Annotated in this window: 26 protein-coding genes and 1 pseudogene; 13 read left to right on the top strand and 14 right to left on the bottom strand. The window is 73.4% G+C overall.

Features of this window, described 5'->3' with window-relative positions:
* The first annotated feature begins 56 nt into the window (after positions 1–56).
* From AMK22_RS06625 to AMK22_RS06605, 5 genes are read left to right on the top strand one after another with little or no spacing between them, the layout of a single operon-like run.
* Positions 57–1730 carry a glycerol-3-phosphate dehydrogenase/oxidase gene (locus AMK22_RS06625; protein ID WP_073782279.1) on the top strand — a complete coding sequence of 558 codons (1674 nt, stop codon included), beginning with the start codon at positions 57–59 and terminating at the stop codon, positions 1728–1730.
* The gene (locus tag AMK22_RS06620) at positions 1727–3280 is read left to right on the top strand and encodes an FAD-binding oxidoreductase (RefSeq protein ID WP_073782278.1); all 1554 of its coding nucleotides are present in this window, start codon (positions 1727–1729) and stop codon (positions 3278–3280) included. Before AMK22_RS06625 ends, AMK22_RS06620 begins: the two co-directional genes overlap by 4 nt.
* A gap of 42 nt (positions 3281–3322) precedes the next feature.
* Positions 3323–3985 (top strand): glycerol-3-phosphate responsive antiterminator, encoded by a 663-nt coding sequence (locus tag AMK22_RS06615; RefSeq protein ID WP_073782277.1) that lies wholly within the window; start codon positions 3323–3325, stop codon positions 3983–3985.
* Positions 3986–3992: 7 nt separating this feature from the next.
* Positions 3993–4295 carry a putative quinol monooxygenase gene (locus tag AMK22_RS06610; protein WP_073782276.1) on the top strand — a complete coding sequence of 101 codons (303 nt, stop codon included), beginning with the start codon at positions 3993–3995 and terminating at the stop codon, positions 4293–4295.
* Entirely contained in the window at positions 4292–5431 is a 1140-nt protein-coding gene (locus AMK22_RS06605; RefSeq protein WP_073782275.1) for a zinc-binding dehydrogenase, read from the top strand. Before AMK22_RS06610 ends, AMK22_RS06605 begins: the two co-directional genes overlap by 4 nt.
* A 129-nt stretch (positions 5432–5560) precedes the next feature.
* Here AMK22_RS06605 and AMK22_RS06600 read toward each other — a convergent pair whose 3' ends face one another.
* Positions 5561–6229 (bottom strand): class I SAM-dependent methyltransferase, encoded by a 669-nt coding sequence (locus tag AMK22_RS06600; RefSeq protein ID WP_073782274.1) that lies wholly within the window; start codon positions 6227–6229, stop codon positions 5561–5563.
* Between the two features lie 276 nt (positions 6230–6505).
* Between AMK22_RS06600 and AMK22_RS06595 the strand changes: the two genes are divergently transcribed.
* Complete coding sequence (locus AMK22_RS06595) at positions 6506–7789, top strand: MFS transporter (protein ID WP_073782273.1); 1284 nt, start codon at positions 6506–6508, stop codon at positions 7787–7789.
* 333 nt (positions 7790–8122) lie between these two features.
* Here AMK22_RS06595 and AMK22_RS06590 read toward each other — a convergent pair.
* The 7 genes and pseudogenes from AMK22_RS06590 to AMK22_RS39420 all read right to left on the bottom strand — a co-directional run.
* Positions 8123–8857, bottom strand: a pseudogene (locus tag AMK22_RS06590) (urease accessory protein UreD); the annotation flags it as partial.
* Positions 8854–9594: an urease accessory protein UreG gene (ureG, locus tag AMK22_RS06585; RefSeq protein ID WP_073782272.1), complete on the bottom strand. Its 741-nt coding sequence runs from the start codon at positions 9592–9594 to the stop codon at positions 8854–8856. The pseudogene AMK22_RS06590 and the gene ureG, both read right to left, overlap by 4 nt.
* Complete coding sequence (locus tag AMK22_RS06580) at positions 9587–10252, bottom strand: urease accessory protein UreF (protein ID WP_073782271.1); 666 nt, start codon at positions 10250–10252, stop codon at positions 9587–9589. The genes ureG and AMK22_RS06580 overlap by 8 nt, the downstream gene beginning before the upstream one ends.
* Positions 10252–11955, bottom strand: coding sequence for an urease subunit alpha (locus AMK22_RS06575; RefSeq protein ID WP_073782270.1), 1704 nt, complete (start codon positions 11953–11955; stop codon positions 10252–10254). The genes AMK22_RS06580 and AMK22_RS06575 overlap by 1 nt, the downstream gene beginning before the upstream one ends.
* Before the next feature lies 1 nt (position 11956).
* On the bottom strand, positions 11957–12277 hold the full coding sequence (gene ureB / locus AMK22_RS06570; protein ID WP_073782269.1) for an urease subunit beta: 321 nt from the start codon (positions 12275–12277) through the stop codon (positions 11957–11959).
* On the bottom strand, positions 12274–12576 hold the full coding sequence (locus AMK22_RS06565) for an urease subunit gamma (RefSeq protein WP_073782268.1): 303 nt from the start codon (positions 12574–12576) through the stop codon (positions 12274–12276). Before AMK22_RS06565 ends, ureB begins: the two co-directional genes overlap by 4 nt.
* A 244-nt stretch (positions 12577–12820) precedes the next feature.
* Positions 12821–12964, bottom strand: a complete 144-nt coding sequence (locus AMK22_RS39420; RefSeq protein ID WP_158072026.1) for a hypothetical protein — start codon at positions 12962–12964, stop codon at positions 12821–12823.
* Between the two features lie 77 nt (positions 12965–13041).
* Between AMK22_RS39420 and AMK22_RS39415 the strand changes: the two genes are divergently transcribed.
* Positions 13042–13284, top strand: coding sequence for a hypothetical protein (locus tag AMK22_RS39415; protein WP_073782267.1), 243 nt, complete (start codon positions 13042–13044; stop codon positions 13282–13284).
* Between the two features lie 121 nt (positions 13285–13405).
* Here AMK22_RS39415 and AMK22_RS06555 read toward each other — a convergent pair whose 3' ends face one another.
* The 4 genes from AMK22_RS06555 to AMK22_RS06540 form a co-directional block, all read right to left on the bottom strand.
* The gene (locus AMK22_RS06555; RefSeq protein WP_073782266.1) at positions 13406–14557 is read right to left on the bottom strand and encodes an XdhC family protein; all 1152 of its coding nucleotides are present in this window, start codon (positions 14555–14557) and stop codon (positions 13406–13408) included.
* A gap of 339 nt (positions 14558–14896) precedes the next feature.
* Complete coding sequence (locus AMK22_RS06550; RefSeq protein WP_073782265.1) at positions 14897–17281, bottom strand: xanthine dehydrogenase family protein molybdopterin-binding subunit; 2385 nt, start codon at positions 17279–17281, stop codon at positions 14897–14899.
* Positions 17282–17283: 2 nt separating this feature from the next.
* Complete coding sequence (locus AMK22_RS06545) at positions 17284–17856, bottom strand: (2Fe-2S)-binding protein (protein ID WP_073782264.1); 573 nt, start codon at positions 17854–17856, stop codon at positions 17284–17286.
* A 2-nt stretch (positions 17857–17858) separates the two neighbouring features.
* A complete protein-coding gene (locus AMK22_RS06540) occupies positions 17859–18749 on the bottom strand; it encodes an FAD binding domain-containing protein (protein WP_073782263.1) in 891 nt (296 codons plus the stop codon).
* A 310-nt stretch (positions 18750–19059) separates the two neighbouring features.
* Here AMK22_RS06540 and AMK22_RS06535 point away from each other — a divergent pair, with 310 nt between their 5' ends.
* Both AMK22_RS06535 and AMK22_RS06530 read left to right on the top strand, forming a co-directional pair.
* A complete protein-coding gene (locus AMK22_RS06535; RefSeq protein ID WP_073782262.1) occupies positions 19060–20793 on the top strand; it encodes a PucR family transcriptional regulator in 1734 nt (577 codons plus the stop codon).
* Between the two features lie 164 nt (positions 20794–20957).
* Complete coding sequence (locus AMK22_RS06530) at positions 20958–21743, top strand: hypothetical protein (RefSeq protein ID WP_073782261.1); 786 nt, start codon at positions 20958–20960, stop codon at positions 21741–21743.
* Between the two features lie 137 nt (positions 21744–21880).
* Here the strand turns inward: AMK22_RS06530 and AMK22_RS06525 are convergent, their stop codons facing one another.
* Complete coding sequence (locus AMK22_RS06525) at positions 21881–22729, bottom strand: GntR family transcriptional regulator (RefSeq protein ID WP_242433857.1); 849 nt, start codon at positions 22727–22729, stop codon at positions 21881–21883.
* A gap of 145 nt (positions 22730–22874) precedes the next feature.
* On the opposite strand from AMK22_RS06525, the gene AMK22_RS06520 reads away from it, so the two are divergent.
* Together AMK22_RS06520 and AMK22_RS06515 are read left to right on the top strand one after the other, a co-directional pair.
* Positions 22875–23723: a (2Fe-2S)-binding protein gene (locus AMK22_RS06520; RefSeq protein ID WP_073782260.1), complete on the top strand. Its 849-nt coding sequence runs from the start codon at positions 22875–22877 to the stop codon at positions 23721–23723.
* A gap of 191 nt (positions 23724–23914) precedes the next feature.
* Complete coding sequence (locus AMK22_RS06515) at positions 23915–24985, top strand: DUF2637 domain-containing protein (RefSeq protein ID WP_073782259.1); 1071 nt, start codon at positions 23915–23917, stop codon at positions 24983–24985.
* A 45-nt stretch (positions 24986–25030) separates the two neighbouring features.
* Here the strand turns inward: AMK22_RS06515 and AMK22_RS06510 are convergent, their stop codons facing one another.
* Positions 25031–25405 carry an ATP-binding protein gene (locus AMK22_RS06510; RefSeq protein ID WP_073782829.1) on the bottom strand — a complete coding sequence of 125 codons (375 nt, stop codon included), beginning with the start codon at positions 25403–25405 and terminating at the stop codon, positions 25031–25033.
* Between the two features lie 333 nt (positions 25406–25738).
* On the opposite strand from AMK22_RS06510, the gene AMK22_RS06505 reads away from it, so the two are divergent.
* On the top strand, positions 25739–26131 hold the full coding sequence (locus AMK22_RS06505) for a ribonuclease domain-containing protein (protein WP_073782258.1): 393 nt from the start codon (positions 25739–25741) through the stop codon (positions 26129–26131).
* Positions 26132–26248: 117 nt separating this feature from the next.
* The gene (locus AMK22_RS06500) at positions 26249–26638 is read left to right on the top strand and encodes a barstar family protein (RefSeq protein ID WP_073782257.1); all 390 of its coding nucleotides are present in this window, start codon (positions 26249–26251) and stop codon (positions 26636–26638) included.
* Positions 26639–26641: the final 3 nt, after the last annotated feature.

Genomic DNA, 26641 nt, shown 5'->3' with positions numbered 1-26641 from the left:
GGCGGCCCGTCCCCCGACGACGCGGCCGCCGTACCGAAACACCAGGAGTTGATGTCGTGATCACCATGCCCGCCCGGAAACCGCGGCGGAACGCCGCGGCGACCCGCCGAACGCCCCTGCTGCTCGACCGGGCGGCCCTCAAGCGCCGGCTGGCCGACGACACGTACGACGTGCTCGTCATCGGCGGCGGTATCACCGGGGCGTACGCCGTGCTGGACGCGGTCTCGCGCGGACTGCGCGCGGCGCTGATCGAGAAGGACGACTTCGCCTCCGGCACGTCGTCGAAGTCGTCGAAGATGGTGCACGGCGGCCTGCGCTACATCGAGCAGGGCAACGTCAACCTGGTCCGCCACTCGCTCCTGGAGCGCCACCGCTTCCGCAAGAACGCCCCGCACCTGGTGCACCGGCTGCCGTTCCTCTTCCCGATCCTGGAGAAGGAGGGCATCTTCGACGCCCGCCTCGCCAAGGGCTTCGAGGGCCTGCTGTGGACGTACGACCTGGTCGGCGGCTGGCGGATCGGCAAGCTCCACCAGCGGCTCACCGTGCCCGAGGTCCTCGCGCAGGCGCCGACGCTGCGCGCGGAGAACCTCAAGGGCGGGCTGATGTACTTCGACGCCCGCACCGACGACGCCCGGCTCGTCCTCACCATCGTCCGCACCGCCGCCGCGCTCGGCGCGACGGTCCTCAACGGTGCGAAGGCCGAGGGCCTGCTGATGCAGATGGGCAAGGTGTCCGGCGCCCGGGTCACGGCGGACGGCGACACCCTCGACATCCGCGCGCGGGCCGTCGTCAATGCCACCGGGGTGTGGACCGACGAGCTCGACGCGAAGGCCGACGAGGGCCACAGGCCGCAGGTCCGGCCCGCCAAGGGCGTCCACATCGTGGTCCCGTGGGACAAGGTGCGGATCAACTGCACGGTCACCGTGCCGATCCCCGGCCGGGCCCGCCGCGCGACCTGCACCCGCTGGGGCAACAGTGTCGTCCTGGGCACCACCGACGAGGACTACCAGGGCTCCGCGGACGACGTGCACTGCACCCGCCGGGAGATGGACTTCCTGCTGGAGGGCGCCAACACCGCCTTCGAGGGGAAGCTCACCCCGGACGACGTGGTCGGTTCCATCGGCGGTCTGCGTCCGCTGGTCGGCGGCAAGGAGGGCGCCACCCTCGACATGCGCCGCGACCACCACATCACCGTCGGCCGCACCGGCATGGTGACGGTGACCGGCGGCAAGCTCACCACCAGCCGGCACATGGGCGAACTCGTCATCGACAAGGTGATGACCGTCCTCGGCCGCAGGGCGAAGAGCCGCACCGCCGACCTCCCGCTCCTGGGCGGCGCCGGTTACGACTCCGAGGCCGTCGCCGCGTCCGGCGGCATCGCCGCGCACCTGGGCGAACGCTTCGGCACCGAGGCCCGGTTCGTCGGCGACCTCATCCAGGACGACCCGTCGCTGGCCGAGCCGGTGGTCGCGGGACTCCCGTACACCAAGGCGGAGGTCGTCTACGCGGCCCGCGCCGAGCTGGCCCGTTCGGTCGACGACGTCCTCTCCCGCCGCACCCGCGCCCGGCTGTTCGCCCGGGACGCGTCGGCGGACGCCGCCGAGGCCGTCGGCGCGATCCTCGGCCGCGAACTCAACCTCACGGAGGCGGAGGTCGAGCGCTCGGTCGCCGAGTACCTCGCAGCCGTCCGTCACGAAAAGTCCGTACTCCTCGAAGGGGCAGCAGCATGATCAGCCGTCAGACCATCACCCATCCGTTCAACCGGGGCGACTACACCGTCGGCGCCCCCAGCTTCGCGAAGTGGGCACGCAACACCCCGATCGGCGACGGCGGGGCCGCGCTCCAGGCGGACCCGGTCGAGGTCCCCGAGGCCGTGGTCGAGGCGCTGCGCGAGGCCGCGCACGCGGTGCACACCTCCCGCGAGGAGGTCGTCACCCGGACCCGCGACTGGTGGGCCGGTTCGATGATCGGCGAGACCGAGGGCCGTCCGGCGACGCCCGATGCCGTGGTCGTCGAGGCGGTCGACGCCGACCAGGTCGCGGCCGTGCTGCGGATCTGCCACGAGGCCGGCGTCCCGGTCACCCCGTCGGCGGGCCGCTCCAACGTCACGGGCGCCGCTCTGCCCGTCTTCGGCGGTGTCGTCCTGGACCTGTGCGGGCTGAACCGGATCGTCGGCTTCGACGCCGGGTCGAACGTCGTGGACGTCCAGTCCGGCATGTTCGGGGACCTCTTCGAGAAGCAGCTCCAGGAGGAGTACGGCGTCACCACCGGCCACTGGCCCTCCGCGTTCGCCGTCTCCACCGTCGGCGGCTGGATCGCCTGCCGCGGCGCCGGCCAGCTCTCCACCCGCTACGGCAAGATCGAGGACATGGTCGTCGGCGTCGACGTCGTGCACGCGGACGGCACCCGCGCCACCTACGGCGACTACGCCCGTGCCGCGGTCGGCCCGGACCTGCGCCAGCTGTTCGTCGGCTCCGAGGGCACCCTCGGCGTCATCGTCTCGGCCCGGCTGCGGGTCCACCCGCTGCCCGAGTACGCCTCCGCCGCCGCGTACGGCTTCAAGACCTTCGCGGAGGGCCTGGACGCCTGCCGCCGGATCATGCAGCGCGGCGCCACCCCGGCCGTCCTGCGCCTGTACGACGAGCTGGAGTCGGGCACCCACTTCGGCCACTCGGGAACCAACCTCCTGCTGATCGCGGACGAGGGCGACCCGGCGATCGTCGACGCCTCGATCAAGGTCGCCAAGGAGGTCTGCGAGGAGTACGGCCCCGAGCTGGACAGCCAGGCCGTCTTCGAGCGCTGGCTGGACGAGCGGATGCTGGTCGGCAAGTCCGCCGACGGCTTCAAGCCCGGGCCGGGCTTCGTCGCCGACACCCTGGAGATGGCCGCGTCCTGGACCGACCTGCCGGTGATCTACGACGAGGTGGTCGCCGCGATCCAGGCGGTGGACGGCACCCTGGCCGCCTCCGCCCACCAGTCGCACGCCTACACCGACGGCGCCTGCGTCTACTTCTCGCTGCGCGGGGACGTGGCGCCCGAGGCACGCCGCGACTGGTACCGCTCGGTGTGGGACGCCGCCAACGCCGTGCTCATCAAGCACGCGGCGGCGATCAGCCACCACCACGGCTGCGGTCTGCTGCGCGGCCCCTACGTGCCGGACGCCCTCGGCGCGGGCTTCGCGGCCTTCGTCGCGGTGAAGAACGCCCTGGACCCGAAGGGCATTCTCAACCCTGGCAAACTGGGCCTTCCCAGCCGATTCGGTACGTCCCCGCTGAGCTGAGCCCAGCCGCCACGAACCCTCCCTCCCAGGCAGGTCCTTGCCATGAACCCTTCCCCGTCCCGGTCCGCCGCCGCGCTCGACCCCCGGCTCGCCTCCGCGCTCGCCGAGGTCCCGGTCGTCGCGTCGGTCGTCGGCACCCAGCCGCTGCGCCAGTTCCTGACCGCGCCGTCCCGGGTGTGCATCGTCGCGTCGCTCGCGGTGGGCCAACTGCCCCAGGTCGTACCGGCGCTGGGCCGGGCGGGGAAGACCGTGTTCGTGAACGTCGACAGCAGCCCCGGCCTGGCCCAGGACCGGGGCGCGCTGGAGTTCATCAAGAACATGGGCGCCCACGGCGTGGTCAGCACCCGGCTCTCGCTCATAGAGAAGGGCCGCGCGCTCGGCCTGCTGACGATGATGAAGGTGTTCGTCACCGACCGGTCCAATCTGCGCCGCTCCACGGACGCGATCTCGCGCGGGGCGCCGGACCTGGTCGAGATCATGCCCGCCCCGATCGTCGCCCGGATGAGCGCGCAGGCGCAGCGCGCGATGTCCCCGTCGATCGCCGCGGGCTTCGTGGAGACCCCCGCCGACGTGGCGCTGGCGCTGGCCCTCGGGTCCGTCGCCGCCGCCACGTCCGACCCCCGCCTCTGGCACCTGCGCCGGGACCAATTGCCGCCGGTCCCGTCCGCCGCCCTGAAGAGGCCCACCGCACCACCCCAGGAGTGAAACCCGCATGACCTACGTCGTCGTCGCCCGCTACCGCACCAAGGAGGGCGAGGAGAACACCGTCCTCCCCCTCCTTGACGCCATGGCCGCCGCCTCCCGCCGGGAGCCGGGCAACCTCGCCTACCGGGTCCACCAGGGCACCGAGGACCCGCGGGCGATCGTGCTGTACGAGGAGTACGCCTCCGAGGCCGACTTCACCGCCCACTGCGCCACCCCGCACTTCCAGCGGATCGTGCTCGGCGAGGTCGTCCCGCTGCTGGAGAGCCGCGACGTGCTGCGCTGCGCCCCGCGTCCGGAGACCCGGGCATGAGGACCCGCGCGGCGGTACTGCGCGGGGTGTCGACGGCCCGCCCCTATGCCACGACCCGCCCGGTGGAGGTGGAGGAGCTGGAGCTGGGCGCGCCGCGCGAGGGCGAGGTGCTGGTGCGGATCGCGGCCGCCTCGCTCTGCCACTCGGACCTCTCGGTGGTCAACGGCGACCGGGTGCGCCCGCTGCCGATGGCGCTCGGTCACGAGGCGGTGGGCGTCGTGGAGGAGACCGGTCCGGGCGTCGGCCGGGTCTCCCCCGGCGACCACGTGGCACTGGTCTTCGTGCCGAGCTGCGGATTCTGCGCCGACTGCGCGGCAGGGCGGCCCGCCCTGTGCGAGCGCGCGGCGGCGGCGAACGGGACGGGGGCGCTGCTGCACGGACCGTCGCTGCTGACCGACGCGTCGGGCGCCCGCGTCCACCACCAGCTGGGCGTCTCCGCGTTCTCCGAACACGCGGTGGTGGCCCAGGAGTCGGTGGTGCCGATACCCCGGGACGTCCCGTTCACGGTGGCGTCGATGTTCGGCTGCGCGGTCCTGACCGGCGCCGGGGCCGCCATCAACACGGCGGCCCTGCGCCCCGGGCAGTCGACGGTGGTCTACGGCCTGGGCGGGGTGGGCCTGTCCGCCGTGCTGGGGGCCCGCGCGGCGGGCGCGTACCCGGTCGTCGCGGTCGACCCGGTTCCGGAGAAGCGTCAACTGGCCCTCCAGCTGGGCGCGTCGCACGCGTTCGCCCCCGACGGGGCGGTCGAGGCGATCCGCGAACTCACCTCCGGCGGTGCCGAGGTGGCGGTCGAGGCGGTGGGCAGCCCGAAGGTGATGGCCGAGTGCCTGACGGCCGTGGCCCGGGGCGGCAGGGTCGTCTCGGTGGGCCTGCCGGCCCCCGGCCGGACGCTGGAGGTCCCGGCGCTGGCGTTCGCGGGCGAGGGCAAGTCCCTGATCGGTTCGTACATGGGCGACGCGGTTCCGCGCCGCGACATCCCCCGGTTCCTGGACCTGTGGCGGGCGGGTCTGATGCCGGTGGAGCGGATGCACACCGGCACGTTGCCGCTGACCGGCATCAACGAGGCGCTGGAGGAGCTGGCCTCGGGCCGGGCCATCCGCCAGATCATCGACACCTCGGGAGTACCGGCCGCCTGACGGGCCGACGCCCTTCGGCCGGCGGGCCGACTGCCGACGGCGCCCCTTCCGTGACCGGAGGGGCGCCGTCGGTCATGGCGGTGGGACGCGGTCCGGGGGCCGGACGGGCGAGGGTGTGTCCCGTCGCGGTCAGCGCCCACCGGAGCCGTCGCGCCACACCAGGGTGTACCGCCAGAACAGCCTGCGCCTCGCCTTCGCGCCGGGCAGCACGTCCCGTGCTTCGCGGACGATCTCGCGGTACGTCATCCCGGCGGGCCGGGTCGCGGCGGTCATCGAGACGGGGCGCGGCGCCCGGCGGCCCCTGTTCCTGATCCAGCCCGTGGCTGCGTTCAGCGGACTGGAGACGAGAGCCAGCAGGTGATCGACCGCGGTCTCCTCGCGGGCGAGGCCGACCACCACCAGGGTTCCGCCGGGCGCCAGACGCTCGCGGAATCCGGTGAGGGCGTCGGTGAGCGGAAGGTGGTGGACGGCGGCGACGCACGTGATCACGTCGTACGGGCCGGCCGGCATCCCGGCCGGCGCCTCGGCGACGGTGAAGGTCACCGGGACGTCGGGGGCGGTGCGTTCACGGGCCCGGGTCACGATGTCCGGGTCGGCGTCGATGGCGTGCACCCTCCCCGCCCGGGCCGTCAGGAGCCGGGCCAGGTCCCCGCTGCCGCAGCCGACGTCCAGGGCCCGGTCGCACCGGCGCGGGAGCCGGCGCAGGATCCATCGGTGGAAGTGCGCGTTGTGGTCCCAGGGATGGGCGGCGTTGAAGCGGTCGAGTGCCTGGAGGATCCGGTGCGACGGCGTCGTCATGCCCCGCACAGTACGAGGCGCCCCGCGGTCCGTCGAACCGTCCGGGGATCCCGTCGGCGGTGCCCGGACGGGGGCGGCCGGACACGACGTCCGCCCGCAGGGCCGCCGCACCGCCCTCCACCGCGCGCTTCTCCTCCTGATACGTTGGCGCGCATGTTCCTCCCCCGTGCGTAGGACCCCGTACCGGCCGCGCCCCGTCCCACCGGGTGCGGTCCTCCGGTGTCCCCGCACGCCCGCGGCGCCGTCGCGCGCGCCGCCCTCACGAGGAACGTCCTCATGCTCCGGCTCTCACCCGCGCCTTCGCGCGCCCCTTCGTACGCCGCCGTCCTGCGTGCCCCGCACGCCGCCCCCGCCTTCGGTGCCGCTCTCGTGGGGCGGCTGTCGTACGGGATGATCTCCCTCTCCCTGATGCTGGCGGTGAAGGACGCCACCGGTTCCTTCACCGCGGCCGGGGTGGTCATGGCCCTGTTCGGGGCCACCAGTGTCCTTCTCTCCCCCGCCCGTGCCGCGTTGGTCGACCGGTACGGGCCGCGCCGGGCCCTGCCGCCGATGGCCGGGCTGTACGCGGTCCTGCTCGCCGTTCTGGCGTATGCCACCTGGCGGCCGGGCGCCCCCTCGCCGCTGCTGGGGGTGCTCGCCGTGACGGCGGGCGCCTGCACGCCGCCGCTGGGTCCGGTGATGCGGACCCTGTGGAGCCGCCTCGTCCCGGACCGGGAGCTGTTGCGGCGTGCGTACAGTCTGGACGGCGTCGCCGAGGAACTGCTGTTCGTCACCGGGCCGTTGCTGGTGGGCGTGGTGATCCGGCACACCGTCCCCGCGGCGGGCGTCGCGATCAGCGCCGCGCTGGTGCTGGTGGGGACGGGCGCGCTGGTGTCCTCCCCCGCGGTGCGGGGCGCGACCCCAAGGCCGGCGGCACAGCCGGCCGCCGCGCCGGACGGGGTGAGCGGCGGGCGGCGGACGCTGCTCGAAATCGCCGGGCTGCGGCACGCCGCGCTCGCGGCCGCCGCCGTGGGACTGTGTCTGGGCGCGCTGGACCTGCTGGTGGTGGCGTTCGCCGAGCAGCACCACCGCGGCGGCTCGGTGGCGTGGGTGCTGGCGGCACTGTCGGCGGGCAGCGCGGTCGGCGGGCTCGCGTACGGCGCGGTCCCCTGGCGCGCCCCGAACCGGATGCGGCTGCCGGTCCTGGTCGCCGGTCTGGGCACGGCCCTGGTCGTGGCCGGTCTCTCGCCCGGTGTGCCGGTGCTGGTCGCGGTGGTCGCGGCGGCCGGGGTCTTCGTCGCCCCGGCCCTGACGACGGCGTATCTCCTGGCGGACGAGTCCGTGGACCCGGGTGCGCGCACCCGGGCGGGCGCGTGGGTCAACACGGCGATCAACGCCGGGTCCGCGCTGGGCAGCGCGACGATGGGCCTGCTGGTGGACCGGTTGGCGCCGCCGGTCTGTTTCGCGATCGCCGCGGTGCCCGCGCTGGTGTGCGCGGCCGTGGTGGCCTGCGGCGCGCCCTCCCGCGGCCGCGCGGAGCGGACACCGGCCCCGGACACCGACGGGGCGTCGCCCGCCTGAACGCCGGGCCCGGTGCCGGGTCCTGTCGTCGAACCGTCGTCGTTCGAGCAGGAGCCGAACCGCGCGATGCCCGGTCCGCACGGCAGGCGGCACTTCGACGACCGGGCCCAACGACCTCGCCCACGATGGTCAGCGGCGTCGCGGCGTCCGGGACCTCCGCCTCCGGCGTTGTCGTCAGTTGCCGACGCTCCTTCCCCGAGCTCTCAGCTGCTTTCGAGCAGGGGAGACCCCATCCGACTCCCTCCTCCGCCTTGGATTCGAAGGCCCCGGACACCGCTCCTTCTCCCACCGCCCATCGTGAGCGAGGTCGTAAGGGCGCCAGTCCCGACGGCACCAGTCCTCCCAGACGGCCGCGAGTTCCGCCTCGATCGCGGGGGCCGCGGGGTCCAGCAGCCGCACCTGCGCTCCCGGTCCCGCGAGGTCCGTGCGGTACGGATGCGGCGGGCCGTCGGGGCGGGCGCCGAGGGCGGTGACCGAGCCGATGACGCGGTTCGGCCCCAGGACGCCGGGCAGCTCGCGTACCCGTCGCTCCGTCAGATCCAGGTCCTCGACGAGCAGTTCCTCGCCGTCGCAGGTGACATGGGTGGTGGACCGTACACTGCCGCCGGGCTCGCCGGAGCGCCCCAGGACCAGGGTGTCCCGCCAGAGCATCCGCGCCCCGGCGGCGAGCGCGACGTCCATGGAACGTTCCGTCCGGGCACCGTCGCCGACCACGAACGGCCGAGCGTCCCAGCGCAGTTCGCCGCCCTCGGCGATGTCGACCCGGGCCCGCCAGCTCGACGAGCCGCCCCGGTGGTGGTACGCGACCAGGCCGGACGGTTCGACCAGTTCCAGGCGGGCGCCGGGGCCGACCGAGACGCGCAGTTCCAGTCGGTCGCCCGCGAGCAGCCCGGCCCGCGTGCCGACCAGGGCGACCCGCACCCGGTCGGGGGCCGGCAGCAGGGGGCGCGGGGCCAGGAAGGCGCCGGGGCGCAGTTCGCGTACGAGGTGGCGGCCCGTGCCTTCGCGCTCCACGGCGAGGACGGTGGGGTCGGCCGGTTCGGCGCGAGCTGCCGTGCTCGTGGTCACGAGTCGTGGCTGTGGCTGTGGGGTGCCATCGGTCCCGGGTCGGTGGGGACGAGGGTGCCGACGCGGTGACGGTCGAGCACCGACCTTACCCAGTCGGCGAGTTCGGCGGTCGACGCCCGGTCGTGCCTGGAGAGCGCGAGCACCGGCAGGCCGTCGCGGGCGGCGCGGGCGTCGGCGACCATGGTGTCCACGTCGACCTCGACGTGGGGCGCCAGGTCGGTCTTGTTGACGATCAGCAGGTCGGCGCCGGTGATGCCGGGTCCGCCCTTGCGTGCGACGTCGCCGCCGCCCGCGACGTCGATGCAGAACAGCTGGGCATCGGCGAGGGCCGGGCTGAAGGTGGCGGTGAGATTGTCGCCGCCGCTCTCGACGAGCACCAGGTCGAGCGGCCCGTACGCCTCCTCCAGATCCTCGACGGCGTCGAGGTTGGCGCTGATGTCGTCGCGGATCGCGGTGTGCGGGCAGGCGCCGGTCTCGACGGCGCGGATGCGTTCCGTCGGCAGGACACCGGCCGAGCGCAGGAATCGGGCGTCCTCGTCGGTGTAGATGTCGTTGGTGACGACGGCCATGGGGAGTTCGCCGGCCAGTTCCCGGCAGAGGGTGGCGAGGATCGAGCTCTTGCCGGTGCCGACCGGGCCCGCGACGCCGATCCGCAGGGCGCGCGGCCGGGCGCGGTCCGCGTCGTGCCGGTGGTGGTCGGTGTGGTGGTCGTGCCGGTGGGGGTGCTGGTCAGGCAAGGAAGAGTCTCCGTTCTCGTCGTGCGTGTTCGAGTGCCCACTGTTCGGTGAGCGGGGGCGTACGGGCGGGCAGCCCGGCCGGGTCCCGTACGGCGAGGGCCTCGCGCACCGCCGCCGTGGCGTCGGGCTCGGCGTCGAGGATCCAGGCGACCGTGTCGAGGGGGTCGCCGGGCAGCAGCTTGAGCGCCGCCGAGGTGATGGCCTGGAGTTCGTCGTAGACGACGCCGTGCGCGAGCTCCTCCTCGGTCACCTTCATGACGGCCCCGAGGGCGCCGAGCGCCACCGGCCGCAGCGGGCGGGGGCTGAGCGCGGACAGCGCGGTGACCGCGGGGTGGTCCGGGGCGAGCCGCCGGGCCAGGCGGTGCACCCCGCGGCCCAGGGTCGCCGACGCCTCGCGCAGCGGTGCGGCGGGGGTGCGGGCGGCCAGGGCCCGCTGCACCGGTCCGTAGTCCACCGTCTCCTGCCCCGCGGCGCGCAGGGCGAGGACGGCGGCGGCCGCCTCGGTGACCGCCGCCGTGCTCAGCCGGGCCCGCAGCAGGGCGGGGACGGCGTCGCGGGTGAGGCCGGAGGCGACGGCCGGTTCCAGCCCGGCGCTGTAGGTGTACGCGCCGACCGGGAGCCGTCCGTCGCCGAGCAGCAGTGCGGCGAGGCCCGCCATCAGAACAGGGAGTACCGCTGGGCCAGCGGCAGTTCGGTGACGGGTGAGGGTTCGACGAGCTCCCCGTCGATCCGGATGGCGAAGGTCTCCGGGTCGACGTCGATGTCGGGGAGCGCCGTGTTGTTCGGCAGGTCCGCCTTGGTGAGGTGGCGGGTGGGCCGCACGGCGACCAGTTCCCGTTCCAGGCCGAGGCGTTCGGCGAGACCGTCCTCCAGGGCCGCCGGTGCGACGAAGTTGACGGAGAGGTACGGGGCGGCGTCGGCGGCGGCGGTGGGGCGCAGCAGCACGGGCTGGGTGGTGGGAATGGCGGCGTTGGCGTCGCCGAGGGGCGCGTACACCACCATGCCGCCCTTGATCACGGCGGCGGGACGGATGCCGAAGAAGGCGGGGTCCCAGAGCACCAGGTCGGCGAGCTTGCCGGGTTCGACGGAGCCGACGACGTGATCGACGCCGTGGGCGACGGCGGGGCAGATGGTGTATTTGGCGACATAGCGGCGAGCGCGTTCGTTGTCGGCGGGGAGTTCGCCGCCGCGGTCGCCGAAGCGCTGCTTCATGGTGTGGGCGACCTGCCAGGTGCGGCAGATCACCTCGCCGATGCGGCCCATGGCCTGGGCGTCGGAGGAGGTGATGGAGAGGGCGCCGATGTCGTGCAGGACGTCCTCGGCGGCGATGGTGGTGGCGCGGATGCGGGACTCGGCGAAGGCGAGGTCCTCGGGGACGCGTGGATTGAGGTGGTGGCAGACCATCAGCATGTCGAGGTGTTCCGCGACGGTGTTGACGGTGTGCGGGAGCGTCGGGTTGGTGGACGCCGGGAGGATGTGGGGGTGGGAGGCGACGGTGATGATGTCGGGAGCGTGGCCGCCCCCGGCGCCCTCGGCGTGGAAGACGTGGATGCCGCGCCCGGCGATGGCGTCGAGGGTGGCCTCGACGTAGCCGACTTCGTTGAGGCTGTCGGCGTGCAGGGCGACCTGGAGTCCGTAGGTGTCGGCCGCCTTCAGCGCCGCGTCGATGGCGGCGGGAGTGGCACCCCAGTCCTCGTGGACCTTGTAGCCACCGGCGCCGCCGAGCGCCGCCTCGCGCAGGCCGTCCGCACCGACGGTCGATCCCTTGCCGAACAGCATGACGTTGAGCGGGACGCGGTCCAGGGAGCGGTGCATCATCGCGAGATTCCACGCGCCGGGGGTGACGGTGGTGGCCTTGGAGCCCTCGGTGGCACCGGTGCCACCGCCGATGACGGTGGTGGTGCCGGTGGCCAGGGCCTCGTGCAGGGCGCCGGGCATCAGGAAGTGGACGTGCGTGTCGACGGCTCCGGCGGTGAGGATGCGCCCCTCGCCGGAGACCACGTCGGTGCCGGGTCCGATCACCAGGTCGGGGTGGACGCCGTCACTGACGTCGGGGTTGCCGGAGCGCCCGAGGGCCACGATCCGGCCGTCCCGTACGCCGACGTCGGTCTTGACGACGCCCCAGTGGTCCAGGACGACGACGTTGGTGATGACGAGGTCGAGTGCGCCGTCGGCGCGCGAGGCGGTGGACTGGCCCATGGATTCGCGGATCGACTTGCCACCGCCGAACACGGACTCGTCGCCGCCGAAGCAGCGGTCCTCCTCGACCTCGATCCAGAGGTCGGTGTCGGCGAGGCGGACGCGGTCGCCGGTGGTGGGCCCGTAGAGCGACGCGTACGCGGCGCGGGTCAGTTGTGCCATGTCAGATGTCGTCCGTTCGTGCGCTGCGGGTGCCGGGCACGACGATGCCGGGCACCTCCCGGCGGCCGCCGAGTTCGACGAGGGAGACCTCGGCGCCGACTCCGGGTTCGAAACGCAGGGAAGTACCGGAGGGAATATCGAGCCGAAATCCTTCGGCCAGGGTCCGGTCGAAGGAAAGCGCGGGATTCGCGTCGGGGAAATGCAGATGCGATCCCACCTGAATAGGGCGGTCACCCTCGTTCACCACGGCCAGCTGAATCCGAGTACGCGTGCCATTGATTTCCAGTACGCCGGATCCGGTCCGGATCTCACCGGGGATCACGGGATCGGCGAGGTGATCGTGACGAGCTTGCGCCCGTCCGGGAAGGTCGCCTCGACCTGGACGTCGTGAAGCATCTCGGGGACTCCTTCGAGCACGTCGAAACGGGTGAGCACGTTCCGGCCCTCGGTCATCAGATCGCTGACGAGGGCACCTTCGCGGGCCCTTTCCACGGCCCAGCAGGAGAGCAGCGCGACGGCCTCCGGGTAATTGAGCAGCACGCCGCGTTCCCGGCGGTCACGAGCGACCATTCCGGCGACGCTCAGCAGCAATTTCTCCGTGTCGGACGGAGTGAGAAACATGGGAAACCTCCGCGGCGGACAGTCCCCGGAATTCCCGGAATCGCTTCCGCCACGCTCTTCTTATAAGCCCACCGATGTCGCCGTGGCAACTCGATCCGCACCGCGATAAGTCCCTTTCTCTCCTTATCGCCCACCATGTACGGGCAAAGCAGACAAATTTTGGCCATCGAGGGAGGGTGAAGAGCGGTGGCCCCGCGCCCTCCGGAGAGGGTGCGGGGCCACCGCAGGAGAGCGGCTCGACAGGTCACTTCAGGCCGAATGCCCGAATGATCTCCTGGTCGACGCCGAGTCCGTCGGCCGCCTCCGCGTGCGCCTTCAGCGAGACGAACGCGCCGGTCTTCTTCGGGGCCTTGAACCGGGCCGTCCAGGAACCGGGCTCGTCCTCCACCGAACGCGCCGTCGGGGCGCTCCACGGTGACGGTGTCCTGCTTGCCGGGCCCGTCCGTGTAGTGCACGACGTCCCCCGTGACCAGGGTGATGTCGTACTCCTTGACGGGGGTGGCGGTCCGACGGCCGGCGGGCGCCGGACCGTCCTGGGTGGCGGCGGTGGCGGAGCCCGCCGCGGGGAGCAGCGCGCCGCCCACCAGGGCCACCGAGGTGGCTATGAGCAGGGCCCTGCGGCCCGTACGGACGAGTCTCGTCCCGCGGGAGCGGCCGGGGGACCCGACGGCGGATGAGGGTGTGTTCGTCATGCCGCAGATCCAATAGCCAAAGGCGCGGCCGTGGCTGCGTTCGGACGTGGCGTGAAGCCGCCGTGGCGGCAAACCGCCCGCGATCACCCCGAGCTGTCCGGAATGCAGACGTCGTCCACCGGGATCGGGGCAATGGTTCAGGTCACGGAGGTGATCACGTCGGACGGCGGCGGGCCTTCCTCGTGGTGGATCGGCGTGTGCGCGCCCCGGAGCGGTACGCCGCTGCCGCCGCGCAGGACGGCGACGATCTCGGCGGCGATCGACAGCGCGGTCTCCTCGGGGGTACGGGCACCGAGGTCGAGGCCGATCGGGGAACGCAGCCTGGCCAGTTCTCCCTCCGTGACACCGACCGCGCGCAGCCGTTCGTTGCGTTCCCTGTGCGTGCGGCGCGAGCCCATCGCCCCGACGTACGCCACCGGCAGCCGCAGCGCCCGTTCGAGCAGCGGGACGTCGAACTTCGGGTCGTGGGTGAGGACGCACAGCACCGTGCGCGCGTCGACGCCGGTCGCCGCGAGGTAGCGGTGCGGCCAGTCGACGACCAGTTCGTCGGCGTCCGGGAACCGGGCGCGCGTGGTGAAGACGGGACGGGCGTCGCAGACGGTGACGTGGTACCCGAGGAACTTGCCCGCCCGTACCAGCGCCGCGGCGAAGTCGACGGCACCGAAGACGATCAACCGGGGCGGCGGGACGCTCGACTCGACGAGCACGGTGAGCGGTTGCCCGCAGCGCGATCCCTCGGCGCCGATGGTGAGGGGGCCGGTGCGTCCGGTGTCCAGCATGGCGCGGGCCTCGGCCGCCGCCGTGCGGTCCAGTTCCGGGTGCCCACCGAGTCCGCCCTCGTACGAACCGTCGGGACGCACGAGCAGGGGGCGGCCGAGGAGCTGCGCGGGGCCGTCGGCGATCCGGGCCACGGCCGCCGCCTCCCCCCGCGCGGCGGCGTCGAGCGCGGCGGCGAACACCGCCCGCGCGGGATCGTCCGCGCGGACCGGGGTCACCAGGACGTCGATGACGCCGCCGCAGGTCAGCCCGACCGCGAAGGCCTCGTCGTCGCTGTAGCCGAAGCGTTCGCGGACGGTCGTGCCGTCGTCCAGCGCCCGCTCGCACAGTTCGTAGACCGCGCCCTCCACGCACCCGCCGGAGACCGACCCGATGGCCGTGCCGTCGCGGTCGACGGCCAGGGCTGCGCCCGGCATGCGGGGTGCGCTCCCGCCGACCTCGACGACGGTGGCGACGGCGAAGTCGCGTCCCTGACCGGCCCACCGGCTCAGTTCCTCGGCGATGTCCAGCATGGCGTTTCTCCTTGGCTGCGGGGCGGACGAAGGAGCCGCGGGAGTTCGAAGGACGCTCGGCGGCGGTGTCGCGGCGGGCCGGGGAAGCGTAGGCCCGCGCCGCGGGCACCGGGACAACTCTCGTCCGGGCCGGGCTCGAAGTACACGGGAACACTCCGGCCCCCGCCCCCGCGGCGGAACCGGGCCCGCGCCCCGCCCCGCCCCGGGCCCGCAGTGGCCCAGGGCCTGTCGGGCGGCCTCCGCCGGAGACCGGACGCGGCATGGTGCGTGCGGTTCCGCGGCGCCGGAAGGGTGCGTACCGGGGCATGGCCGCCCGGTCGGGGGTCGCCCGACGGGCTCTCAGGTGCCCGTGAGGTGTTCGGGGCGCACCGGCGTCCGGTTGAGCTCCAGGCCCGTCGCGTTCCGGATCGCCGCGAGGACGGCCGGGGTCGACGACAGGGTGGGGGCCTCGCCGACGCCGCGCAGCCCGTACGGGGCGTGGTCGTCGGCGAGTTCGAGCACGTCGACGGGGATGGCCGGGGTGTCGAGGATGGTGGGGATCAGGTAGTCCGTGAAAGACGGGTTGCGCACCTTCGCGGTCACGGGGTCGACGACGATCTCCTCCATGACCGCGATGCCCAGGCCCTGGGTGGTGCCGCCCTGGATCTGTCCTTCGACGGACAGCGGGTTGAGGGCCTTGCCGACGTCCTGGGCGCAGGCCAGTTCGACGACCTTGACCAGGCCGAGTTCGGTGTCGACCTCGACGACCGCGCGGTGGGCGGCGAAGGAGTACTGGACGTGCCCGTTGCCCTGTCCGGTGCGCAGGTCGAAGGGTTCGGTGGGCCGGTGGCGCCACTCCAGTTCGGCCTCGACGCTCTCGCCCTCCAGCACGTCCGCCAGGGCGGCCAGCACCTCGCCGCCGTCGGTGACGACCTTGCCGTCCTCCAGGAGCAGTTCGGCGGTGGCCCAGGCGGGGTGGTACGGGCCGAACCTGCGGCGGCCCAGCTCCAGGACCTTCTCGCGGACGGCCTCGCAGGCGTGTTTCACGGCGCCCCCGGTGACGTACGTCTGCCGGGACGCGGACGTGGAACCCGCCGAGCCGACCCGGGTGTCGGCGGGCTGGACGGTGACCCGGGCGACGCCGAGTTCGGTGCGGGCGATCTGGGCGTGGACAGTGACGCCGCCCTGGCCGACCTCCGCCATGGCGGTGTGCACGACCGCGACGGGTTCGCCGCCGACGGCCTCGATACGGACCCGGGCGGTGGAGTAGTCGTCGAAGCCCTCGGAGAAGCCGACGTTCTTGATGCCGACCGCGTAGCCGACCCCACGTACGACGCCTTCGCCGTGGGTGGTGTTGGACAGTCCGCCGGGCAGGGCCCGTACGTCGGGCCGCTCGCCCGCCGTCTCCCACTGGCGCTCGGGCGGCAGCGCTCTGGCCTTGACGCGGCGCAGCAGTTCGGCGACGGGGGCGGGCGAGTCGACGATCTGGCCGGTGGACAGGACACTGCCCTGTTCCATGGCGTTGATCCGCCGGAACTCGACCGGGTCCATGCCGAGTTCGGCGGCCAGCTTGTCCATCTGGGCCTCGTAGGCGAAGCACGCCTGGACGGCGCCGAAGCCGCGCATGGCCCCGCACGGCGGGTTGTTGGTGTAGAGCGCGACCGCCTCGATGTCGACGTCGTCGACGACGTACGGGCCGACGCCGAGCGAGGCGGCGTTGCCGACGACCGCCGGGGAGGAGGAGGCGTAGGCCCCGCCGTCCAGCACGATGCGGCACTTCACATGGGTCAGCCGGCCGTCGCGGGTGGCCCCGTGCTCGTAACGGAGCCTGGCGGGGTGCCGGTGGACGTGTCCGAAGAAGGACTCGAAGCGGTTGTAGACCATCTTGACGGGCCTGCCGGTGCGCAGGGCGAGGAGGCAGGCGTGGATCTGCATCGACAGGTCCTCGCGTCCACCGAAGGCGCCGCCGACGCCGGAGAGCGTCATGCGGACCTTGTCCTCGGGCAGACCGAGGACGGGGGCGATCTGGCGCCGGTCGGCGTGGAGCCACTGGGTGGCGACGTAGAGGTCGACACCGCCGTCCTCGGCGGGCACGGCCAGCCCGGACTCGGGCCCGAGGAACGCCTGGTCCTGCATGCCGAAGACGTACTCCCCGCCGACCACGACGTCGGCCCGGGCCGCCGCCGCCTCCGCGTCGCCGCGCACGACGGGCTGGCGGTGGACGATGTTGGGGTGCGGTACGTGTCCGGCGTGGTGGTCGGTGCGGTGCTCGTGGACGAGCGGGGCGCCGGGGGCGAGCGCGGACGCCTCGTCGGTGACGACGGGCAGTTCGCGGTAGTCGATCCTGATCCTCGCGGCGGCGCGGCGGGCCGTCTCGGGGTGGTCGGCGGCGACGAGGGCCACGGGTTCGCCGTGGTGGCGGACCTTGCCGCGGGCCAGGACCGGGGTGTCCTGGATCTCCAGTCCGTAGTTCTTGACGGCGGCGGGCAGGTCGTCGTGGGTGAGCACGGCGTGGACGCCGGGTGTGGCGAGCGCCTCCGCGATGTCGATGGAGACGATCTCGGCGTGCGCGGGCGTGGAACGCAGGGTGTGGCCCCAGAGCATGTCCTCGTGCCACATGTCGGAGGAGTACGCGAACTCCCCGGTGACCTTCAGGACGCCGTCGGGGCGCGGCGCGGACTCGCCGATGCCGCCCCGGGTACGGGTGCCCTGGTCGATGCCGGTGGGATCGCCGGTGACGCCCATCGTCAGACCGCCCCTTCCGCGCGGGCGGCCGCGAGGCGGACCGCGTCCATGATCTTCTCGTAACCGGTGCAACGGCAGAGGTTCCCGGAGAGCGCCTCGCGGATGTCCGCGTCGGACGGCCGGGGGCTGCGTTCGAGCAGCGCGTCGGCGGCGACCAGCAGGCCGGGGGTGCAGAAGCCGCACTGGACGGCTCCGGCGTCGATGAACGCCTTTTGGATCGGGGCGAGTTCGCCGCCGTCCCGGGGCTCCTGCCCGGCCGGTCCGGGCGTCCGTCGGATCTCGTCGGGCGAGGTGCCTTCGCCGTCGACGGACGCCCGGGAACGCCGGGCGGAGAGGTCGGCGAGGCCCTCCACGGTGACGATCTCGCGTCCCTCGGCCTGCCCCGCCGCGACCAGGCAGGAGCAGACCGGCACCCCGTCCAGGCGTACCGTGCACGACCCGCATTCGCCTTGTTCGCAGGCGTTCTTCGAACCGGGCAGGCCCATCCGCTCCCGCAGCACGTGGAGCAGGGACTCGCCCTCCCAGACGTCGTCCGCCTCGTGGCGGCGGCCGTTGACGGTGAATCCGACACGCATGATCAGGCGGCTCCTTCGCTGCTGCGGCCGTCGCCGCGGTACGAGTCCCAGGTCCAGCCGAGGGTGCGGCGGGCCATGACCCCGACCGCGTGTCTGCGGTAGCGCGCGGTGCCCCGCACGTCGTCGATCGGGTTGCAGGCGCCGGCGGCGAGGTCCGCGAAACGCCGGACGAGGGACGGGGTGAGGGGCGTGCGGCTGTCCCAGAACCCGCCCTCGTCGAGCGCGGCGTTCAGGAACTCCTCGGCCGCCTTCGCCCGGACGGGCGTGGGTGCGGCCGAGCCGATGCCGGTGCGGACCGTGCGGGTCCCGGGGTGCAGGGCCAGCCCGAAGGCGCAGACCGCGATGACCATGGCATTGCGGGTGCCGACCTTGGAGTACTGCTGCGGCCCGTCGGCCCTTTTGACGTGCACGGCCCGGATCAGCTCGTCCGGGGCGAGGGCGTTGCGCTTGACACCGGTGTAGAAGGCGTCGATCGGGATCATCCTGGTCCCGCGCACGGACGCGGCCTCCACCTCGGCGCCCGCGGCGAGCAGCGCCGGATGGGCGTCCCCGGCGGGCGAGGCGGTGCCCAGGTTGCCGCCGACGCCGCCGCGGTTGCGGATCTGCGGGGAGGCGACGGTGTGCGCGGCGAGTGCCAGGCCCGGCAGCTCGTCGCGCAGGTGCTCCATGATCCGGCTGTACGGCACGGACGCGCCGAGCCGTACGGTCTCCTCGCCCACTTCCCACTCGGACAGCTCATCGACGCGGTTCAGGTCCATGAGGTGTTCGGGGCGCCGGTGGTCGAAGTTGATCTCGACCATCACATCGGTACCGCCCGCGATGGGCACGGCCGTCGGGTGCGCGGCCTTGGCGGCGAGCGCCTCCTCCCAGTCGGCGGGGCGAAGGAAGTCCATGGGCGGCTCTCTCCTCGATCGGGGTCGTCGTCCGCCGGGCGGGGAGCCGGGGGCGGAAGCCGGGGCCGGAGGCCGACGGCCCGGACGCGGGGCGGGGCAGCCGGTCCTCGTCGGATCGTCCCTGTGTGGTTATCGCGGCACGGGCCCCAGTACACAAGCGGTGCTCCACCCGGTGCAGTCACCGAAACCATGAAGGCGTTGGCCGGTCGTTCCTGTCGTCTTGTAGATTCGAACGAATGGCGGGGATCGGTGGTCTCACCGTTTCACCCGGAATTCACCCTCACCAACGAAAGAGATCGGCGGCGACGAGATGCGGCTGCGCGCACTGCTGGAGACCGACGCGCTGGGCCTGCGACTGCTCGGCGGCGAGGACGAGCTGGACCGGCCCGTACGCGGTGTGATGACCACGGACCTGCGCGACCCCAGCCGCTATCTGTCGGGCGGCGAGCTGGTCCTGACGGGGCTGGCCTGGCGTCGCGACGCGGAGGACTCGGAGCCGTTCGTACGCATCCTGGTGGGCTCCGGGGTCGCCGGACTCGCGGCGGGCGAGGCGGAGCTGGGGGCCGTCCCCGGCGATCTGGTCGACGCCTGCGCCCGGCACCGTCTGCCGCTCTTCGCCGTCCACGAGACCGTCGCGTTCGCGACGATCACCGAGCACGTGGTGCGCCAGGTGTCGGGCGAGCGTGCGGGCGATCTCGCCGCGGTCGTGGAGCGGCACCGCAGGCTGATGACCTCGGGTCCGGCGGGCGGCGGCCCGGACGTGGTCCTCGATCTGCTCGGTTCCGACCTCGACCTGCGTGCCTGGGTGCTCTCCCCCACCGGGCGGCAGATCGCGGGCGCCGGTGGCGACCCGCTGCCGGCGCCGGTCGGCGCGGCGCTCGCCGGGCACCACATGGCCGCCGCCCGCGGCGGCCGGCGGGCCCCGTACCGGGCCGTGGTCGACGGCACCGCGTACGCCCTCTTCCCGATCCGGAACACCGGACGGGGCGCGGCCGGGGTCCGCGGGGACGTGCGCGCCTCGGTGCTGTCGGACTGGCTGCTCGCGGTCGAGGCGGAGCCGGGCGACTGGCCCGCGGCCCGACTGGACCTGCTCCAGGGCGTCACCCAGCTGATCGCGGTCGAACGGGACCGGCGCGACGCGGCCCGTACGGTACGCCGCAGGCTCGCCCAGGAAGTCGTGGAGCTGGTCCAGACGGGGGCACCGCCCGCCGAGATCGCCGCCCGGCTGCGGGTCGCCGCCCCGGTGCTGCTGCCGGGTCTGGGGGCGGCACCTCGCTGGCAGGTCGTGGTGGCGCGGGTCGAATGGGACGGCGCGGGAGGCGGCACCTCGGCGGGCCCCGGAACCGGCACCGCCGTCACGGGCGGCGCGACCGCCCAGGCGCTGCTGGAGGAGATCCTGGTCGACCCCGCGGTCACCGGCGCCGAGTCCGCCGACCGGACGGCCGTCGCCGACACGGGCGACGAGGCGGTGGCCCTCGTGCCCCTGCCCGCCCCGTCCGGGCCCGCCCAGGGCGCGGGCGGCGGCCCGGAGCCCGTCGGCGAGGACGTCTCGCTGCACGCCGAGGTGCTGCTCGCTGCCGTGCGCGAACCCCTCTCCGCGGGCCTGGCCGACGACGGCCGGCTCACCCTCGGTGTCAGCGCGGCCGTCCACTCGCCCGAGGGCCTGCGCGGGGCGCTGGAGGAGGCCCGGCACGCGCGCCGGGTGGCGGCGGCCCGTCCGGGCCGGGTCTGCGCCGCCGGGCACCACGAACTGGCCTCGCACGTGCTGCTGCTGCCGTTCGTCCCGGACGACGTGCGCCGCGCCTTCACCGCACGGTTGCTCGACCCGTTGCGCGACTACGACCGGCGCCACCGCGCGGAGCTGATCCCGACGCTGGAGGCGTTCCTGGACTGCGACGGTTCCTGGACCCGCTGCGCCTCCCGGCTCCACCTCCACGTCAACACACTGCGCTACCGGGTCGGACGAATCGAGCAGTTGACGGGGCGTGACCTCTCGCGCCTGGAGGACAAGCTCGACTTCTTCCTCGCCCTGCGTATGAGCTGATTCCCGCCCCCTGCCGGGCCCGTCGGCCGATGCGGTGGTTTGTGAAATCTTTCACCTGACATCGCGACGACCTCTTGGCCCGGCGTGCCCATCCGTGCTGAGATGCCGCCCAGACTCAACTGCTCGATGGCGCGCTAGGGGAGGGCAATGTGGCGCATACCGCCATGTCTGGTTCCGGCACGACAGCAGATGACGATCCGCCGCTCCAGACCGCGGTATGGCGGCTGCGGTCACGCGCCTGCTGGACGGACGCCGCCGCACTGCTCGAACACGACGCCGCCACCGACCCGGCCTCGGCGCTCCAGCGGACCGCGCTGCTGACCGAGCGCTGCCTGTACACCGGGCAGGGCTGGACCGACGCCGAGGACGCCCTGCGCACCGCGGAGGCGCTCGCCCACGACGACGCCGAGCGCGGCGCCGCCGCCTGCGAACGCGGCCACCTGGCGTACGCGTCGACGCTCCTGGGGGTGCGGGACCGGGCGGACGAGGCCAGTGTCGCCCTGAGTCGCGCCGCCGCGCTCCTCTCCCCGACCGCGCCGGGCCGTCCGCTGCTGGACTTCCGCCGCGGCCTGATCGCCCACAACATCGCCGACTCGCCCCAGGCGGCGCGTGCCGCGTACCGCAGGGCCCACGCCGGTGCCCTCGCGCAGGACGACGCGTTACTGCTCTCCTCCACCTGGCGCCATCTCGCCCTGCTCGCCCTGCGGGAGGGCGAGACGGCGGAGGCGCGACACGGCTTCGCCGAGTCCCTGCGGCTGCGGGAGGAGTTGGGCTACCTGATCGGTACGGCTCCGGCCCTCATCGCCCTCGCCGACGCCGAGCCCGAGCCGGAGACGGCGACCCGGCTGCGCGCCGAGGCCGGCCGACTGTTCCGGTTGCTCGGGGGCGTACCGACATGGCTGGCCCCGCATCTGGACCCGCCGTCCCCGAGAACCGCCGGGGCGAACTGAGCAGCGCGGCACCGTCCACGTGCGGACCGCCCCGGGCAGCCCCACCGGGCCCCGGGGCGCGGCGTACGGGCCGGGACGGTTCGGGTCCGCACCGGCTCGGCCCGTGCGGGCCGGGGCGGTGCGCATCCGTACCCGGCTCAGCCCGCGGCTCCGGTGAAGTGCTCGCGCACCAGCGACTGCACGGCGGTGAGGTCCTGGGCGATGAGCGCGTCGAGCAGCGCGGCGTGCTCGGCGGCGTCGGCGAGAAGGTCGGCACGACGGGTGGCGGGGTTGTTCGCGGCCGGCCACTGGGCACGGCGGTGCAGGTCGTCGGCGACCATCACCAGTTGTTCGTTGTCGCAGAGCGCGAGGATCGCGCCGTGGAACGCCCGGTCGGACTCGGCATAGCCCGCCAGGTCCCCCACGGCGGCGGCGGTCGCGGTGGCCTCGGCGAGCGGGCGCAGGGTGCGCCAGCGGGCGGGCGGGACGGTCCGGGCCAGCCGCAGCACGACGGGGACCTCGATCAGGGCCCGCACCTCGGCCAGTTGCGCGAGCTCGCGCGGACCGCGCAGCGACACCCGGAAGCCGCGGTTCGGCACGACCTCGACGGCGCCCTCGACGGCCAGTCGCTGCATCGCCTCGCGCACCGGGGTCGCGGAGACCCCGAAGCGGGCGCCGAGGGCCGGGGCGGAGTACACCTCCCCCGGCACCAGCTGACCGTCGGCCAGGGCGGCCCGCAGCGCCTCCAGCACCTGGCCGCGCACCGAGTGGCGCCGCACCGCCGGACGCGGGGGCGGCGCGGCGGCCGGGACGGACGGAGCGGGCGGGACGGACGATGCGGGCGACCGGGCCGGCTCGGCATGGGTGTGCTCGCCGCGCGCCTGGTCCGGCACGCGGTCGGGGCGCGGCTGCTCGCCGCGCGCCTGCCCGGGCACCCGCGCGGGCACGGAGACGGACGCGGGCACGGACGGCGGACGCGCCTGCCCACGCGCTCTGACCTGCTCCACCCCGGACCTCCTCGGCCTGCCGTGGGCGCGGCTCGCATGCGCCATGCCCCCCGTGCACGATAGGCGGAGCGGGCGACAGTTCACACCTCGATCGATTCAGGTAAGGTAAGCCTTACCTGCAAACATCGTGATTCGGCGGTCCCGCATGACACTCCCCGCCCTGTGTTCCGATACCTCCGCGTCCGCCGTGGCGGACGCGTACTCGCGCCTGGCCGAGGTCTTCCCCGGGCTGCGCGCGGACGTGCTGCCGGACGGCGAGGACGCGCCCCGGGGCGACGGCTGGGTGCGCGCGGACGAGCTCGCGGCGGGCGGCGACGCGCTCGACCTCTTCCTCTCCTGGGACCACGCGCAGATGGTGCGGGACTACGGGCAGCAGCCGCGCCCGGACGTGGTCGCCGGATTCGGACTGCACCGCTACGCCTGGCCCGCCTGCCTGCTGGTGACGGTGCCGTGGTTCCTGCACCGCCGAGTGCCCCGGATCCCCGTCGAGGACGTGGCGTTCCAGCGGGCACTGGGCCGCATGACCGTCCGCGTCACGGAATTCGCCTGCCTCCCGGACGATCCGGCGGCCGTACTGCCGGGCGCCCGGCCGGTCCCGGACGAGGCGGCGTTGCGCGCCGAGGTCCTCGCCGCCGTGGCCGAGCACATCGGCCCGGTGCTGGACGGCTTCAGGCCGCGGATGCGGCGCGGCAGCCGGGCGCTGTGGGGCATGGCGACGGACGAGGTCGTCGAGGGGCTCTGGTACATCGCCTCGCTGCTCGGCGAGGAGCGGCGCGCGATGACCGAGCTGGAGGCGCTGCTGCCGGGCACCAGGAAGCCGTACGTGGGCACGCCGGGCTTCCGCGAGCTGACCGGACCGAACGGCGAACCGCTCCCCACCCGGGACCGGGTGAGCTGCTGCCTCTTCTACACCCTGCGCCCCGAGGACACCTGTGTCACCTGCCCCCGCACCTGTGACGCGGAGCGCGTACGGAAACTGACGCCCACTCACTGAACGACACCCCTCGAACGGGTAGTACTATTCGAACGCAGTTCACTGGCCGTGTACGGGTATTCGACCAGATCCCGGCTATCCGTATGCGCTGCCAACCCAATGGCGTTCTCTTGTCCCGAAACCCCCTGCGTGTGATGAGGTTTCGGCAATCATGGCGCCCGAAATGCCCTACGTGACGCAAGGGACCGCGCATGAGACTGACCGACATATCGCTGAATTGGCTGCTTCCGGGCGCCGTGCTGCTCGTGGGAGTCCTGGCGGCGGTGGCGGTGGTCGTACGCGGCAAGCGCGCCGCCGACAAGTCCGCCCCCGACGACAGCTGGGAGCGCAGCGAGGAGCGCCGCAGGCGCAAGGAGGCGATGTACGCCATCGCCTCGTACGTCCTGCTCTTCTGCTGCGCGGCCGTCGCCGCCGCCCTCTCCTTCCATGGGCTCGTGGGCTTCGGCAAGCAGAACCTCGGCCTCTCCGGGGGCTGGGAGTACCTCGTTCCGTTCGGCCTCGACGGGGCCGCGATGTTCTGTTCCGTCCTCGCCGTGCGCGAGGCCAGCCACGGTGACGCGGCGCTCGGTTCGCGACTGCTCGTGTGGCTGTTCGCCGGTGCCGCGGCCTGGTTCAACTGGGTGCACGCCCCCCGGGGTGTGGATCACGCGGGCGCCCCGCAGTTCTTCGCGGGGATGTCGCTCTCGGCGGCCGTGCTCTTCGACCGCGCACTGAAGCAGACCCGCCGGGCCGCGCTGCGTGAGCAGGGCCTGGTGCCCCGCCCGCTGCCGCAGATCCGGATCGTGCGGTGGCTGCGTGCCCCCCGGGAGACCTTCGGCGCCTGGTCGCTGATGCTGCTGGAGGGCGTGCGCACGCTGGACGAAGCGGTCGAGGAGGTACGCGAGGACCGGCGGGAGAAGGAGCAGGAGCGCCTCCGCAGGAAGGAACAGGCCAAGCTGGACCGGGCCCACATCAAGGCGCTGAACCGGCAGCACCGGGCCTGGGGCCGACTCGGCCGGGGCGGCACCCAGGTGGAGGTCCAGCAGCTCCCTCCTACGACCGGAGCCGCCCCATCGACAGCGGAGCCGGTGATACCGGAACAAGGACAGCTGCCCTTGCGGCCGTCCCTGCAGGCCGTCACGAGGGCGCCCCGGAGCGACCAGGACCGGAAGGCGGGTGAGCCGGTCACCGTCGACCTCACCGCCGAGGACGACACCCAGGCACTGCCCCGGCTCGACTCGCTGGAGCGGAAACTGAAGGATCTGGAGCAGCAGTTCGGCTGACGCTCCGTCGCGAGAGGCCCTGACGGCCCGGTTGCTTCCGGGCCGTCAGGGCCTCTCGCCGTCCAGCTCGAACCAGACGACCTTGCCCAGGACGCGTGCGTCGATTCCCCAGGCGTCCGCGAGACTCCGGACCAGAATCAGTCCCCGGCCGTGCGTACCGTCGTCGGCGTCCGGTACGTACGACAGGGGCGGCAACGGCCCGAAGTCCCGTACTTCCACCCGGAGTCCGGCGGGACCCACGCTCGCCGTGACGACGGCCCCGTGTCTCGTGTGGATCAGGGCGTTGGTCACCAGTTCGCTGAGCAGGAGCTCCGCCGCTCCAGCCGGCTCGGCCCGCCAACGGTGGCGGAGCAACTCCCTTAGCGCGCGGCGCACTTCGCTCACGGCCGACAGGTCGGTGTGCGCCAGCCGTCTCCGCATCCGGGCCGGGCCCCACGCCTCCCGTCGTGGCCCCACCCCCTCACCCTTCGGACCGGTCTCTTCCTGACGCTGCGTCTTCTCCCCCGCGCGCACGGTGAATCGCCTCCTTCTCGTCGTCTCGTCGGACTCCTTCTCGGAACACGTTCACGGGGATGCATGCCCCCGGGGAGGGCCGTCACGCTTGTCGGACCACCCCTATGTGAATGCGCGCACGAGCAATCCGAGCCCTCGGGTACACATCGGCGTCGCCTTTGCGACCCTGCGGTCAACTTCCACAGAATTCCCATGAATCGGCGTTGACGGGTCCATGTCTACGCGCGTCATCATGGGGGCATGAGAATCCCCCCACGGATCACCACGCTCGGCGGCGCCGCCGCCCTCCTGTCCGCGCTCCTCGTCGGCGGCCCCGTCGTCACGGCCGCCACCGCCGACCCCGCCTCGGTCGGCAGCATCTGCTACTCGGCCCTGCCGACCCAGGCGCACGACACCCTCCGCCTGATCGCGGCGGGCGGACCGTTCCCGTACTCGCAGGACGGTTCCGTCTTCCAGAACCGTGAAGGCGTCCTGCCCAAGCAGAACACCGGCTACTACCACGAGTACACGGTCATCACCCCCGGCTCCCCGACCCGAGGCGCGCGACGCGTCGTCACGGGCGATCGGGTGCGGGAGGACTACTACACCAGCGACCACTACGCCACCTTCGACCTGATCGACCGCGGCTGCTGAAGCCCGGCCCCGAACCGATCCGCGCCGTAGCCCCCCACCTGCGGCGCGGATCACCGTCCGACGCGGATCAACGTCCGCGCGGGCAGCCGTCCGCTCCCGGGCCTGTAGCCTCCGGTCATGACCGTGACCTATGTGATCGACGGCTCCCGGGTCACCGGCCTGGAGCGGTTCTGGACCGTCATCGGCGAGGCTGTGAACGGCCCCGGCGGATACTTCGGCCGCAACTTCGACGCCCTGGCGGACTGTCTGGGCGGCGGGATGGGCACTCCGGACGACGGGGACTTCGTCATCGAATGGCGGGACCACGAGCGGTCGGCGCAGGCCCTGGGCCACGAGGAGACGGCCCGTTACCTGCGGGAGAGCCTCGCACGCGTGCACGAGAGCAATCGGCCCGAGGTGCGGCGCCGGCTCGACGACGCGCTGGCCGGGCGGGGGCCGACCCTGTTCGACCTGCTCGTGGACGTGCTCACGGCCGAGACGCGGCCCGGAACGCTCAGACTGCTGTGAGCC

Source organism: Streptomyces sp. CB01580 (assembly GCF_001905795.1).
Lineage (GTDB): Bacteria > Actinomycetota > Actinomycetes > Streptomycetales > Streptomycetaceae > Streptomyces.
This window is presented reverse-complemented; position numbering and strand designations above follow the sequence as displayed.